Here is a 14,132-nt window from a genome sequence, read left to right as displayed (position 1 = left end):
CACAAGCGACTTTTTTCCTGATTCCTGAATCCCTCGGCGTTCATCTGCGTCTACATTATCAGATGTCGCACCTGAGGAGGAACAAACGATGTCAGATACTGAAACGAGAGAAAGAGATGTGGAGTCTACCGTAACCGGCGCTTCGGATATAAAAGTACCGGAAGATGAATGCGCTTCAATAAAGGACCCCGTGCGCAGGAGTCTGTGTCGTGTGTGTAATGCCCCGGTATTAGGGAAGGCCCCATTTTGCAGCACTCACGAACCTCCGGTCCCTTAATCGCTCTAAATGACTCCATATGGAATGCATGTTCTCAATTACGAATATTTCTTAGGGGGACCTTTTTCCATGGGGTCCCCTTCACACATGATCGATCGGACAGATAAAGATCTATGCGTAGCCAAATGGTTTCGCATGAAAGAGAGAGAGAAATCTCTCATTGGGTAGGTTTGTCCAGGAATTTTGCATATCCGGAATAAACATCATCGTGAATGAATCCCAGTTCAGGAAGATCCGTTTCTGCAAAATTGAGCATTGCGCCAAGGATCCTGATTTTAAGCCGCCTGAATGTGTCGCGGGCATCTTTTATCAATTCCATTTTTTCAAATCCCTGCCTGACTACCATTAATGCTCCGGTGCAGCTCTTAGCCAGAATTGCCGCATCCGCAAATCCAAGAACAGGCGGGGCGTCGACGATGACGAGATCGAAAGTCTGTATGCAATGCTGCAGGAAAGCGCCAAATCGGGGACTCTTGAGAAGAGCCACCGGATTGTCCGGGCGATTGCCTGCAAGTACGTAAAAAAGTCCGGGAATGGTTGATTGCCTGATTATCTCCTCAGCCGAGACTGTATTGCCCGACAGGAACTCCGCAAGCCCTTTTTCCTGTCGAGAGGATTTGAACACCTCACTGACACGAGGGTTTCTCAAATCCCCATCGATTACTATTACGCGGTTCCGTTCGGATGCAATTGTAGCCGCGAGGGAAGTGGCTACAAACGTTTTGCCCTCCGAAGGAAGCGAACTCGTTACACAAATTGCAGCACCTTCGTCCTTCTTCAGGGCGGAGGCTATATTTTCCCGCACCACGTGAAGTGCGTCCGTGAGCAGCGATAGGGGAAAATAATGAGGCGATAACTCGTAGCTGAATCCGGACACACCGCCGAAATTGCCGCGCATGATCGATTTTGCATCCGGAATTACACCGAGAACCGGTAATCCCAATTCTTTGATGTCCCCCGAGGTCTTTACGCCTGTAGACAGCATTCCAGGCCCTAGAATCACAACAATTGCGCCGAATAAGCCTACAAAAAGACTGGCAGCAATTATTCTCCTCCAATCCGGAAAAACCGGTTTTGTCGGCAAAGTCGGAGGACCCTCAATCCCGAGGGTGTGGGGAGCAAGTCTACTGAAAAGTGCCATTTGCTTGATCTTCTGAGTCAGAGTCAAATAGACCTGTGCGTCCGCTGCAGCAGCCCTTTTCAGAATAGAAAGCCGCGTCGCATTCGACCCTGCTCTAATGGCAGCTTCCTTTGCCAGCTCGTACGCCTGGAGAGCCGCGGATTCTCTCTTCTTTGCAGCTTCCAGGCTGGATGCGATTTCGGACTGTTCCACTTCGCTGATGGCTTTTTCCATTGCATACAGTTTGCCTTGGGCCAACGAATGCTGAAAATGTCCGGAGCCAAGAACCGAGGCAGCCGATACGTAATCTGCTTTCAGTGCGGCAGAATTCTTCTTCAACGTACTAAGAAACTCGTTATCGATATATTTTGGCAGTATCATCTGCTTATGAAGGGTCAAGGTCTCGAGGTTCAACCGCTCGTTCCTGATATCCAGAAACGTCTTGCCTGCCGTCTCCAGAAGCGAGGATTCCAACTCGGGCTCATCGTCCAGCAGTACCATTCCATGCTCTCTGGCGAAATTCACCAGTTCCTCTTGCGACTTGCGCATGCGCTCTTCAGCCTGTCTTAACTCGTTCTGCAGTTTGGCGAGCAAGCTGTTCGCGAGTGTTTCCAGTCGTTCCCTGTCAGCACGGATATACTGTTCCAGATAGTCGCGGAGCTTTTCTCTTGCCGCAAAGGGATCGTTTGCAGATGCTTCCACGTTGATGAGCTGAGAACCACGGTTTTCGGTTATCCGGATGTCGGACCATCTTGGGAGAGCTTTCGCTGCATCTTCCAGACCTCTCCGGTCCGGTGTGCTGAGACTCCCGCTTTGAGCCATTTCTTTGAGAGATTGAACTTGAGTTTCGTAAAAAATGCTGAATTCGGCGAAGAACTCGAGCGCCCCTTGAAGGCCCCGCTGTGAAGGTCCGCCTAACTCCACACGTAATATTGCAGAGGATTTGTAAACAGGAGATCTTACCAGGCCGACAACAACGCCCCCGGCCAGTGCCAGTGCGACGATCCCCAGGAAAAGCCACTTCTTTCTGAAAATGGTTCGAACGTGACCGGTCAGTGAGTGCCGGGGAGAAGAAAACTCGAACGCCTCACTGTCATGGGGTGAATAAGTGCTCACAAGCCGATTACCCGCTAACGTGAATCACAGATTGTAAGAAAATGTACAGTCTTCAGCGTGGGGAGTCAAGGAACATTCAGGGGAGGAGGCTCTCCGTAAGCCTTTGCTGTGGGATCAGGAATCTCTGAACATTTGTTGACCGCCGGGACATGCCTCACGAGAGAAATTCCCTTTTTTACTTGCCCGGTTACAGAGATCCGCCAGAGTAACGCTATTAAGATAATCGAACAATACTTTTCGGGTTTCGTTCCAAACATGTCTGCACATGCATTCTTCGAACAACTCGCACCCATTTGAAGGGTCTCCATCCGGAGTAATGCAGGTGAGGGCAGCCGGCTGCAAAGATCCTTCCGCTGCCGTGACCACGTCAGCGACCGTTATGTCTTGCGCCTCTTTGGCCAACACATAGCCTCCCGAAGGTCCGCGACGGCCTCTGATCAGACCGGCTCTGAATAATTTGCTGAAGATCTGTTCCAGATAGCGATTCGATATCTTTTGGCGAGTGGATATATCTTTTATTCGAACGGGTTTACCATTGCTGTGAATTGCAAGATCAAACAGTGCACGAAGCGCATATCTGCCTGCTGTCGTAACAAGCATGGGGTCTTCCTCTCTGGACTGATCAGGGTCGCTCCGTTTTCAAATAACTGCGAAGTGGGTGCCCTTTCAACGCAGTAAGATTTGGAGAACCTTTTTACAAATGGATTATCTCCTTAGTTCAGTCGAGGGGGCTGTAAGATGTTCCTGTCTCGCGGGATCACGGTCAATGCGGATTGGTAGGGGCGCCCCTTGTGGGTGCCCGGTGGTGACCGGCCTCCGCGCCGGTCATTCCAGGAAGGGCAGGCACGAGACCTGCCCCTACACTGACTGTGCGCGAAATACTAAGATCATATTTGTCAGCTCAATTCGGACCTGAGCACAAGGACATAACCCATTTACAGAAAAGGTTCCCCAATCTTACTGCTTCGATTGCAATCGGTCAGTTTTCGATGCGCTTCCATCCGCCATTTTCGAGGAGCAGGTCACCCAAACGTTTTGCAGCGGCATCATTGACATAGAAGGAATCAGGACTTTCAGGGCCGACGAGAATGACCGGACCTTTGAATTTCTTGCAGAACTCTTCTATTGTGGTGGTTCCGCCGAAAGACGCTCCCTTTTCGTTATATCCGATGACCAGAATCTCGTAATCGCCTTTCTTGAAGCATTTTCTCAACTCGAGTTCATCGTTGCCTTCACAAAGGCGGAATCCAACCTCAACGTAGTCTCCCAGCCGATCGTCGTATTTTTCCCGCATTTCCTTGTCCTTCTTGGCTATGAAATCGGGATTCACGATGGTGGTTTCTTTTTTCTCAGCGTCAACAAAGACTACATCTCTTCTCAGCATGTAAGGAGATTCGAGAAAATGGAAAATGTTGAGTTTCGTCTTGTGGTGTCTGGCAAGACTCAAAGCATAGTCAAAAGCCCAATCGCCTTGACGGGAAAAAACTGCGCATAGCCCTATGCCATTCATGATTCCTCCTGCTTTCCTTTTTTGGTAATCGGAAAATTTTAAAACGTTTTTTTTCTCACGAGTCATGATGAAACCGCCAACGAAGCACTCTGGCGATCCGGTTCTTTGGAAGATATTCGGACAATGAATGTGGTCCCCTCTCCCTCGATCGATTCCGCACATATAGTTCCGCCGTGCTCCGCAATTATTTTTTGGGTCACGACCAGCCCTAAACCGGTACCTCGCGCCCCTTTGGTGGAAAAGAATTTTCTGAAAAGGTTTTTTCTGACTTCCTCAGGTATCCCCGAGCCGTTATCAGTGACTTTCAAAATCAGATCGACGCCTTGAGTCTCACAACCGACCGCAATGCGATATGCTTCCTTACCTGTGTCGTTGCGGCATGCTTCGATTGCATTGGAAATAAGGTTCGACAGAACGTTGTGCATCCCATTGGGGTCTATAACCGACATCCGCGGTATAGCTTCGTAATCCCTCACCAGATCGATCCCATGTTTCCGGGCTTTGCCTTCATACAAACTGCAGACATCATCCAGCACGGAAGTAAAGTCGCAGTACTCATATTCGGGCTCCCGTTCTTTCGATGCATAAAGAATGTCTCTTACAAGGTGCGATACCTTGTCCACATTCTTCTTCACCATGTCCCAGCCGACGCGGACTCGATCGTCTTTCCCCTGAGTCAAGCCGGAATCAACCATGTAAACTCCGCCTGCCAGACCGGAAAGAATGTTTTTCACCGTATGTGACATTCCCGCTATAGTCTCTCCAAGCACAGCAAGTTCGTTCTGGAGGAGTTTCAACTCAGTCACGTTCGTGCACATTTCCATAACCGATGTGACATCCCCGGCTTCATCGTGGATTGGCGACGTATACGTAACGATGTACGCGTCGGATCCATTCCGAGACCAGATCTCTTCGGAAGTATGGTTGTTCGCATCCTGAAACGTTCTCTCCACAGGGCAGTTGATACACCTTGAATTCAGCCCCTTGTAAGCCTTGAAACACAGCTCGCCTATTTTGTGACCGAAATCCCGCGTAAAGACGGTATTCTGGTAAGAAATCCTGAAATCGCGATCCACCACGGTCAGATAGCAAGGAACACTCTCAATCAGGCTTTTGTACTGTTCTTCCTTGCGCTCGAGCTCGAGTTGCAGCCGCACCATCCGGGTTACGTCAAGAGACATTTCCATGACTTCGACGACTTCTCCCAATTCGTCGAGAATAGGGGAAGTATGGACGATCACGTACGCTTTCCTGTCGTCGCTGCATGGGTTCCAAATTTCTTCGGAACGCTTGGAGACCCCGGAGGCAAAGGTCTTTTCGACGGGGCAATTTTCGCATTTTGAATCGAGTCCTTTACGACCGGTGAAGCAGTATTTTCCCACCTGATCTCCGAACTCATTCGTGAATGCTTCGTTGGCCCGCACTATTTTATAGTCCTTGTCGATAACCGTTATGTAACAGGGGACCTTCTCGAAGAGCTCCTTGTACATCTTGCGACTCTCATCGAGTTGTCGAGTCCTCTCATTAATCTGCCTGCTCATTTCATCGAACGTCTGAGAGAGCATGGCAACGGAATCATAAGCCTCGGACCGAAAGGCTTCCGGCTTGTATCTGCCCGATGCCATTTTCCTGGCTTTTTCCTGGAGCTTCTTCAGGGGCTTGCTTACCAGCCAAATAACGCCCAAGCCACTTACTGTCGATATCAAAATAAACAGCGAAAATGCGAAGATGTATGTGTTACGGGCACTGTTGTAAATCTGGGTTCTCAACCCCTTGAGCGGAAACGTGACTTCCAAAGCCCCGAGAACCTCATGCGATTCCGGATGCGAGTGACATGCCGAAGTGGAGCAACTTGGAGAATTCACCAGTGGATTTACGACATTGAGGTACCGGCGGTTTTCGAGGAACCGATGCCTCACAGAAGGATTGGAATCGAGACCCCTCAGAAGACTGTTGCCGACATCGTCCGCCTTCTGAGTAGGGTTGGCGATGAACCCTCTTTCAGTCGTATACCGAAGGAATCCGTCCCGATCGTAGATATTGATGGCCTGCAGATTTTCATGCTGGGCAATGGTCTTGATGATCTGCCGGATAACGTCCCTGTCCTTGGTCATCATTCCATTCCAAATTGCTGATTTGATGACTTCGGAGTAGGTGAGCGCAGCATTGACCCTGGCGTTTACGAGGTTTTTTTCCTGTACGTCAATGCTGTGGATCGCAAACGCCACAACAGCGACGAACACGAACAGACCCACATAAAAACTTAGTTTGAACCTCAGGCTCCCGAACAGCCTACGCAGAAGACGCTCCATGGGTATCCAGCCAACTCTATTGCACGACCGCAGGAAAAACGCGTCCAACCATTCGCCGGTCTTACCGTACTATACCCATTTGCATTCAAAATCCCCCCATTCCCCTCTTTAATAAAGGGGGGCTAGAGGGGATTTGGGTCTAGCTTTGAAAGCAAATTGGTACTAGTGAGCGCCTTCCCTTTCGGCAATTTGATTTTGCACATGGGGTACGCGGGCGTTCAAAAAGACGGCCCGCCCCCATGTTCAAAACACCTTTTGAGCATCGCCATCAATCGAGTACTAAAGCCGGAGACAGCAATTCAGCCAAGTTCATGACTTTTGCCTCAATTCCGTAATGCTCGATGATTTCCTTCAATTGGTCAGTGCAATTGTGGCAGGATTGAAGCACCACGTTTGCGCCGGTTGCCCGGATCTCGTCCGCTTTGATTTTGCCTGCGGCAATTCTGCGTTTCGTGAATTCCGGCATGGCCAGAGCACCACCGCCTCCGCCGCAGCAAAAGCTCTTGTCCCTATTATGCTCCATTTCAACGAAATCATCTGCCGCAGCTCTGATCACGATTCTTGGCTCTTCGAGAACTCCGCCGGATCGAGCAATGTTGCAGGAGTCGTGATAGGTGAACCGCGTTCCCGCCCATACCGATTTATCCAGCTTGATTCGCTTTTCCAGGATCAATTTCGCCATGAGTTCCATCATGCTGGTGATCTTGAAAGGCACCCCGCCTACCCAGTTGGGGAGCTCCCATCGAAGCGCACGATAGCCATGGCCGCATTCACCTGCGAGAAGATATTCGCAACCGAGTCGTTTCACGTCTTCGGCTTGCCACATCGCAAAAAGCTTGGCGTCCGGGTCGTTGCCGTTAAACAGAGCGTAATTAGTCAAATCCCAATATCTGGATGAAATAGTGAAATCGACACCAGCAGCGTTGAGCACTTTGGCACTCGCCTGAATGGTCAGAGGGTAGTACTTGGGTTCGCGGGGATTTAGCGTGAGAAAGTACTGTGCGCCTTTCTTATCGACGGGGATTTTGAAATCCGCGCAGCCGTCTTCATCCTGGAGTTCCTCTTCGATCCACTCAATGGTTTCGATGAACTCATCCTGGGGAACAGCCATATTGTTGCCGGCATTGTAATGCGTGTCTACCGTATCCTGCAGATGCTGGGGAACCCTACCCACCGACTGCATCAGACTTCTGGCCGCTCTGACCATCATGCCGTAATCGACGCCCATGGGACAATTATATGTGCAGCGCCTGCACATGGTGCATCCGCCGTAAAGCTTGTCGTACATTTCTTCTGCGAGTTTTTCCGTAAGAGGCTCGGCACCGACGAATTTGGGGAAGACTTTGGCCATCCAATCATAGCGGCTCTTGTACCATTTGCGGAACCGGTCGGCCTTGTAAGCCGGTACAAGGGTTTTATCCTCAGGTATGGAAACACTGTAATGACAAGCGTCGCTGCACATACCGCAATGAATGCATCCCGCAAGTGAGGCTGCAACAACGCGATTGAGCTTCGAAGGCAATTGGCGTTCCATCTCTGCCAGCATATCGGGTGTAAATGAAGGCTTTGTAGGCCATGCTCTCTCTTCAGGCGCTCCTAATTTCTCCGGTTTTTGATTATCAGATTCGGCAGGGACGCCAATTTCCTGAGTCTTGGACATTGATTTTCCTCCGTATGTCATTAGGTAAATATTTCCTTATTTGGGGTCCCACGTCGGATTGCTGACTTTTCTGTTCAAAAGTCCCCTGCCTCCGAATACCATGCCGAAATTGATCCGGCCGAAGGGATACAGCACGTAATGGGAGATCTTGCTGAAAGGAACGTAAAGCAAAAAGAACGTGGTCATGAGAAAGAAGATCCACATCCACCCAGTTTCGGGACGACCTTGTCTCCAGAGTTCCATTGCCACGAAACCGACGCCGAAAAAGATCGTCATCAGGAAAATGGCGAAGAAATCGTCAGGACTGCTTATGATTCGGATCTCGGGTACAGTGAACCTTCGATAAATACGTCGAATTCCAATGAGGAAGGCGAGACCCATAAAGACCATGAAGACCGTAGTGACAGCGGGCGTCATGACCTTCGGAGCAAGCGGAATAATGAAAGTGGCGCCAATCGTCAATGCCACTGCAATGTGGAACACGAGGAATTCCGTGTAGAAAAAAAGATTCTTACTGGTACTTTCCATATCCCAAGGTCTGAGTACGTTAGTAAGTGAATGAAGCGATCCTGCGACTCGATCCCCTTTTAATTCAGCTTTTTCGGGCGGAAACGGTTTTTTCAAAAGCTGGTAAATCTTTATCGCATACATAGTAGCCATGAAGGTCAAACACACGTACTGGACCGGTTCCTCGAGAATGTACAGAGCATGACTGATGCTGTTCTCCATTGCCCCTTTGTCTCCCTTCCTTAATCTGTGGTTATTCTTTGTCTCGCACTGAGAGTTTGCCGACCTAGGTCGAGCCTTTTAATTGGTTTCCTCAAGAATTCAGAGACTCCACAAGGAAATTTCCCACAGGATATTCTGGAGAAGTTACTAAGTCAAGCCTATTTCATAGGAGATTGATAGGATATTAAAGTCTGTCGGCCTAGTAAAAACGTAATCTTTATAATATTTGTCCAGAAAATACTATCTAGAAATTTGTCAAGTAAGGACCGTAATTCCTGTAGATCCGACCGTGAGGCGCGCATCGGCATCGCCCAGGTTATACGCAATGTGCGTTCAAAGAAGTAACATCTGGCAATCCGGTCCCGGCATATCTCCGAAGCGAAGTCAGGCGGTGCCGTTCGTAGCGAAGGAGATTTGCCGGGACCGGCAAATAACAGGTTTCTTAATATTCCCTTTATGAAAGCACATTGGTATTGGTCCGCACTCCGTGAGGCGCGCATCAAACCAGATTGTCGCGAAAGAACCGTTCCGCTCCTCCTAAATACTTAAAGGTACAAAGAGAGTAATTTCGAGAAGAAATCATCCAATAGATAAAGGGCCTACGGAGGAAGCTTTTGCATCAAGGGGTAACATCTGCTCGAATCCACGGATACAGGGTGAAAATTACCCGGCGCAAAAATTATAACTCCACAATTTCATTCGCAAGCCTTCGCGTTGGGTAGTTTTTAACCATTGAACCGGCGAGTCAAATTTGTCTGAACGACCGCAAAGTACATGGACGCCATGAATTCTCCAACCCTTGTACCAAGACGTTTTACCGAGTACCGCGCGGCCCTGGCCTGATTTGGCACATTCCTTGCTCAGAAGATTGCCGCAGACAAAATCTACATGCCAATGCTTGAGAGAAGTTTGGTGGGTGAACTGGGGTTCCGGTAAGCGGATGCGTACACATCAGAATTGCGGGTACGTTTTCGGCCGGAAGAGAGGTGGAAGGAATTACGAGGGGGGAGTCAAACTCGTAACGGATTAATAAATACCGAACGGACGGAGGGTCCATAGCGCGGTAACCATAGAGACACTAGGATCTGGGATGAAAAGTATGAGAGAAGTCCCAATCAATCCTTCGGGCGAGTGTTCAAGCCCGTTCCCAGATCAATTATATAGACTGAAGAACAGTGTGCTGAAACGCACTATTAATTACATTCTTCACTGTTCCAAGCGGAGTCGTTCATGGTGCGCGTTGTGAGCCCAGGGAGATGGAGGTTTCGAAACATGTCGGTGAGACTGGGCGAAGAGCTTCATGCCGCGGCTAAAGCTGGAAGATTCTACAGGGTCAAAGAGCTATTGGCTCGAGGAGCAGACGTTAATTACCGTAACAAATATGGAGCCACGCCTCTTATAGAGGCTGCATTTAGAGGACATCATTCAGTTGTGGAATTGTTGCTGGAAATGGGTGCAAACATCAATTCCAAGGAGAACATCTTCGGATCCACTGCACTGAATATGGCTGCACTCACCGGACAAGCAGAGATAGTCGATTTACTTTTGCAATGGGGCGCGGATATCAATGCCAAAGACGTTGATGGAAGGACAGCTCTCATCGAAGCTTCCCTTGGGGGACACGTAGGGATTGTTGGGATCCTTCTGGACCGAGGGGCCGACATAAACGTCAGAGATATCGCTGGCAGAACGGCATTGATTGAAGCCAATTTTTGGAATGAGGTGGAAGTTGCTCAATTATTACAGAAGAGGGGCGCCTTTAGTAATGCTGCCGCATAGAAGAATGATATGGAAGAAATTGTTACCACGTTTGACTGCGGCGAATTGATAAGAAGGAATGGCGCTGGATGTAATTGCTACATGTGACAGCCTGAGTACTTCTCCAATTCTAAGCGACCGAATCCGGTCGTTTTTTTTTTGTACGAATATCGTCCTATCCGATTGCCCCTTGCCGTCCCAATGCATATTGAACAGGTTCCGGGGTTTTGTTAATCTCTGATTGCCGAACGCCTCCCGGGAGGGACCGTGATATGTCCGCAGCAAAACCAGGAAAACAGCGAGTCGCATCGGGCGTCAGCCAATTGGACCGATTGCTCGGAGGCCTTTTTATCGGGGACAACGTGGTATGGCACGATGATGCGGGGAGTCTTGCGTCCGTGTTTTGTCTGAATTTTATTCAAGCTTCGCAGTCCCAGAATAAACCTATCATTTACGTTACATTCGATCGTTCTCCGAGAAATCTACTGGAAAGGCTCGGGCCTTTGGCGGATTACCCCGGCCTGACCATTCTGGATTGTTTCACCTGGGGAAAAGGATCGGGTTCGGATGTATTCCTGAGATTCTACAAGGATGTCGAAGCCGAATGGCCTTGCCGCATCGTGAGGGTGGAAGAACCGCGCCAGGTCGACCAGGTTATGGATGCGTTATACGGGATTCATGCCTCCATGGCAGGGGACGTCCGATTCGTTTTCGAGAGCCTTACGGGTATGCAGGATTTATGGGGTGGCGAAGATCACGTTTTGAATTTTTACACTCATTCCTGTCCAAGACTCTATGAGCTGAACACGATCGCATATTGGATTCTCGAGAAAAACGCACATTCTTCCAGGCTTCGAGCGCATATCAACCAGATAGCCCAGGTGTCCATCGAACTATCGATTAAGCGAGGTACAACCTCTCTCACAATTCTGAAAGCCGAACGCCGCAGTCTCGATAATCTTCATAAGCCGTTCAATTACTGGACCAAGGATTTGACCATTGTTTTCGAGGACGAAAAGAGGTCCTCCGGAAAAATTGAGCTCGGTCTCCGTTTGAAGGAAGTGAGATCGAAGCGAGGACTTTCCCAGACAGAATTGGCAAAGCTCGTGGGCGTAACGCCCAGCACGATTTCTCAGGTGGAAAGCAACTTGATATATCCTTCATTGCCGGCTCTCGTCAAAATGGCGGAAGTATTGTCCGTTGAAGTGAGCTCTTTCTTTCAGGCAAAAACCGAAATGGGAAAGCGTCTCGTGTTCCCTGCAACCGAGGCTTCCGTGGTCAAGCTTTCCGATATGCCCGAAGAGACCATAATTGCAAAGTTGCTGACGCCGGTCGATTTCGACGCGAAGGCCGAGCCTTATCTCATAGAAATAGCACCGGAAGCGAAATTGCCGTCTCATTTTTTCATCCACAAGGGAGAGGAAATCGGGTACGTGTTGTCGGGAAAATTGCAGATGACCGTGGAAAAAGCGGTGCACAAGCTTCGATCCGGCGATGTGGTATATTTGGCTTCCGAAATGCCGACACAATGGTCCAATCCCGGTCCCGGAACAGCAAAGCTTCTCTGGATCAAGATACGGTAATTGCTCCTCGCATGGTAAATTTTGTGTAGGCGCCTCAGCACGTTGATTCACATCCCGATCTCTGTTCACACATCCTCTTATTGTTCCGGACGCTTCTTATACCATTTCGTTTTCGGGCGTGTATAGTCAGTGCCAAAAATTCTGTCGTTTATCCCTCGTGTGAATTACAGGATATTGGTAGGGACCGGCGTCCCTGCCGGTCCATTCTATTGATGTCATTGATCATATTTAAGATGTGCCGGCACGGAGGCACGGCACCCACCAATATTCCCAATCTTCAATCGGTCACTAATTTTGGCAACTGCTATAACATTGAAAAAATGAAGCACAGACCTGCGAAACGTAGGTCAGTGCGGAAAAGAAATCTCATCCGGTATTCTTGAAAGCGAATCCGTATTAACGGCCCTCGACCGCACACGAACGAATGAATGCTATATTTTTAGTATTGAGATAGATCTTCACCTGAGGGAGAAGTGAATCTCTGGCATGAATACCCCGGATAAAGAAATCCGGATGACCGGGCCGGACTGGAATGAAATGCGTGAGCAAGCGAGGTTGAGGCTGCAGGAGGTCAATATGACCCAGAAACCGTACAAATTGGTACAAATCGATGAGGTTCGATGGGAAATTCCGAGAACCGGCAAAATGCGCGTTCCCGGGCTTATCTACACTGATGCGAGAACTTTGCCTGATATTGAAAAAGACGAGAGTGCGGATCAAGTGTACAACGTGGCACAACTACCCGGAATCGTAGGTCGATCCCTTGCAATGCCGGACGTACACTGGGGGTACGGCTTTCCCATCGGGGGAGTTGCTGCTTTCGACGAGCATGAAGGTGTGGTGTCTCCCGGCGGCGTGGGTTACGACATCAACTGCGGAGTTCGCATCGCTTTGACCGGTTTGAACAAGGAATCGCTCTATCCCAGGATTCGCCCGCTAATTGACAGTTTCTTTGCAAAAGTCCCCAGCGGGGTGGGGTCCAGGGGTGGAATACGGCTTAACAAGAGCGAATTGTCAAAAGTGCTCAAGGCAGGAGCCGCCTGGGCTGTGAGTCAGGGAATGGGAGAAGAGTCTGACCTGGACCGCATCGAAGCAGGCGGAGCATTACAAGGGGCAGACCCGTCAGTTGTGAGCGATCGGGCATTCGAGCGTGGAAAAGATCAGCTCGGAACACTGGGATCCGGAAATCATTTTCTGGAGATCGGATTCATTGAGAAAATATTCGATGAGGACACGGCTGCACAGTGGGGCATTGTTCAGGATCAGGTCACGGTTATGGTCCACAGCGGATCGCGCGGCCTCGGATATCAAGTATGCGACGATTTTCTGGCTCGCATGGTGAAATCGGTGGCTGCCGAAGGTATTGAACTTCCGGACAGACAACTCGCCTGTACCAGATTGCATACTCCGCTCGCACGGGAGTACCTCGGAGCAATGGCTGCTGCTGCCAACTTTGCTTTTGCGAATCGCCAAATTCTCATGCACCTGGCCAGGACCACCTGGGAAAAGTCTCTTGGCATATCTCCCAGAGAACTGCAATTCCGTTTGCTGTACGACGTCTGTCATAACGTGGCGAAATTCGAGATGCATACTCTCAACGGCCAGAAGAGACGAGTCATGGTTCACAGAAAAGGTGCTACACGAGCATTTCCCAAGAACCATCCGGAGCTGTCGGAAGTTTATCGAAGTACCGGTCAACCGGTGCTCATTCCCGGTGATATGGGACGTGCGTCCTACATTCTGGCGGGTCAAGAAGGCGCCATGAACGAGACCTTCGGCTCCGCATGTCATGGAGCGGGTAGAATACTCTCAAGGCATGAAGCGCTCCGACAAACGAAGGGCAGGTCGATAGAGAGAGAACTCCAGGATCAGAACGTGTACCCCCGTTGGGTAGGAAGAAAAACGCTTCGGGAAGAATTTCCCCATGCTTATAAGGACGTATCGATTGTTGTGGACGTTGTACAAAGGGCAGGCCTCGCGAGAAAAGTCGCCAGAATACGGCCCATGGGAGTTGTAAAGGGATAATTCCCTCGAGTCCTTCAGGTGAATGGAAATCGGCCGGTTAAT

The 14,132-nt window shown here is 49.7% G+C and carries 10 protein-coding genes; 4 read left to right on the top strand and 6 right to left on the bottom strand.

Annotation, left to right across the window (positions count from 1 at the left end):
• Positions 1 to 88 precede the first annotated feature (88 nt).
• Positions 89 to 277, top strand: coding sequence for a hypothetical protein (locus DESTI_RS30930; protein ID WP_014811970.1), 189 nt, complete (start codon positions 89 to 91; stop codon positions 275 to 277).
• Positions 278 to 434: 157 nt separating this feature from the next.
• Here the strand turns inward: DESTI_RS30930 and DESTI_RS20890 are convergent, their stop codons facing one another.
• The 6 genes from DESTI_RS20890 to DESTI_RS20865 form a co-directional block, all read right to left on the bottom strand.
• Complete coding sequence (locus DESTI_RS20890; protein ID WP_014811969.1) at positions 435 to 2,513, bottom strand: GumC family protein; 2,079 nt, start codon at positions 2,511 to 2,513, stop codon at positions 435 to 437.
• 114 nt (positions 2,514 to 2,627) lie between these two features.
• A complete protein-coding gene (locus DESTI_RS20885; protein ID WP_014811968.1) occupies positions 2,628 to 3,113 on the bottom strand; it encodes an RrF2 family transcriptional regulator in 486 nt (161 codons plus the stop codon).
• Between the two features lie 379 nt (positions 3,114 to 3,492).
• A complete protein-coding gene (locus DESTI_RS20880; protein ID WP_014811967.1) occupies positions 3,493 to 4,023 on the bottom strand; it encodes an adenine nucleotide alpha hydrolase family protein in 531 nt (176 codons plus the stop codon).
• A 62-nt stretch (positions 4,024 to 4,085) separates the two neighbouring features.
• Positions 4,086 to 6,335, bottom strand: coding sequence for an ATP-binding protein (locus DESTI_RS20875; protein WP_014811966.1), 2,250 nt, complete (start codon positions 6,333 to 6,335; stop codon positions 4,086 to 4,088).
• Positions 6,336 to 6,603: 268 nt separating this feature from the next.
• Positions 6,604 to 7,995: a (Fe-S)-binding protein gene (locus tag DESTI_RS20870; RefSeq protein WP_014811965.1), complete on the bottom strand. Its 1,392-nt coding sequence runs from the start codon at positions 7,993 to 7,995 to the stop codon at positions 6,604 to 6,606.
• Between the two features lie 36 nt (positions 7,996 to 8,031).
• On the bottom strand, positions 8,032 to 8,724 hold the full coding sequence (locus DESTI_RS20865; protein ID WP_014811964.1) for a hypothetical protein: 693 nt from the start codon (positions 8,722 to 8,724) through the stop codon (positions 8,032 to 8,034).
• A gap of 1,272 nt (positions 8,725 to 9,996) precedes the next feature.
• Between DESTI_RS20865 and DESTI_RS20860 the strand changes: the two genes are divergently transcribed.
• The 3 genes from DESTI_RS20860 (at position 9,997) to DESTI_RS20850 (ending at position 14,090) form a co-directional block, all read left to right on the top strand.
• Positions 9,997 to 10,503, top strand: a complete 507-nt coding sequence (locus DESTI_RS20860) for an ankyrin repeat domain-containing protein (RefSeq protein ID WP_014811963.1) — start codon at positions 9,997 to 9,999, stop codon at positions 10,501 to 10,503.
• A 251-nt stretch (positions 10,504 to 10,754) separates the two neighbouring features.
• On the top strand, positions 10,755 to 12,065 hold the full coding sequence (locus DESTI_RS20855; RefSeq protein WP_014811962.1) for a helix-turn-helix domain-containing protein: 1,311 nt from the start codon (positions 10,755 to 10,757) through the stop codon (positions 12,063 to 12,065).
• A 576-nt stretch (positions 12,066 to 12,641) separates the two neighbouring features.
• On the top strand, positions 12,642 to 14,090 hold the full coding sequence (locus tag DESTI_RS20850; RefSeq protein ID WP_014811961.1) for an RtcB family protein: 1,449 nt from the start codon (positions 12,642 to 12,644) through the stop codon (positions 14,088 to 14,090).
• Positions 14,091 to 14,132 lie beyond the last annotated feature (42 nt).

The organism is Desulfomonile tiedjei DSM 6799, from assembly GCF_000266945.1.
Taxonomy (GTDB): Bacteria; Desulfobacterota; Desulfomonilia; order Desulfomonilales; family Desulfomonilaceae; genus Desulfomonile; species Desulfomonile tiedjei.
The sequence above is the reverse complement of the archived record's forward strand: the minus strand, read 5'-3'. Positions and strand labels throughout refer to the sequence as shown.

Excerpts from the sequence above, each read along its gene's own strand:
- DESTI_RS30930 (WP_014811970.1), top strand. The coding sequence starts at position 89 with ATGTCAGATACTGAAACGAGAGAAAGAGATGTGGAGTCTACCGTAACC.
- DESTI_RS20885 (WP_014811968.1), bottom strand. The coding sequence starts at position 3,113 with ATGCTTGTTACGACAGCAGGCAGATATGCGCTTCGTGCACTGTTTGAT.
- DESTI_RS20880 (WP_014811967.1), bottom strand. The coding sequence starts at position 4,023 with ATGAATGGCATAGGGCTATGCGCAGTTTTTTCCCGTCAAGGCGATTGG.
- DESTI_RS20875 (WP_014811966.1), bottom strand. The coding sequence starts at position 6,335 with ATGGAGCGTCTTCTGCGTAGGCTGTTCGGGAGCCTGAGGTTCAAACTA.
- DESTI_RS20870 (WP_014811965.1), bottom strand. The coding sequence starts at position 7,995 with ATGTCCAAGACTCAGGAAATTGGCGTCCCTGCCGAATCTGATAATCAA.
- DESTI_RS20865 (WP_014811964.1), bottom strand. The coding sequence starts at position 8,724 with ATGGAGAACAGCATCAGTCATGCTCTGTACATTCTCGAGGAACCGGTC.
- DESTI_RS20860 (WP_014811963.1), top strand. The coding sequence starts at position 9,997 with ATGTCGGTGAGACTGGGCGAAGAGCTTCATGCCGCGGCTAAAGCTGGA.
- DESTI_RS20855 (WP_014811962.1), top strand. The coding sequence starts at position 10,755 with ATGTCCGCAGCAAAACCAGGAAAACAGCGAGTCGCATCGGGCGTCAGC.
- DESTI_RS20850 (WP_014811961.1), top strand. The coding sequence starts at position 12,642 with ATGACCCAGAAACCGTACAAATTGGTACAAATCGATGAGGTTCGATGG.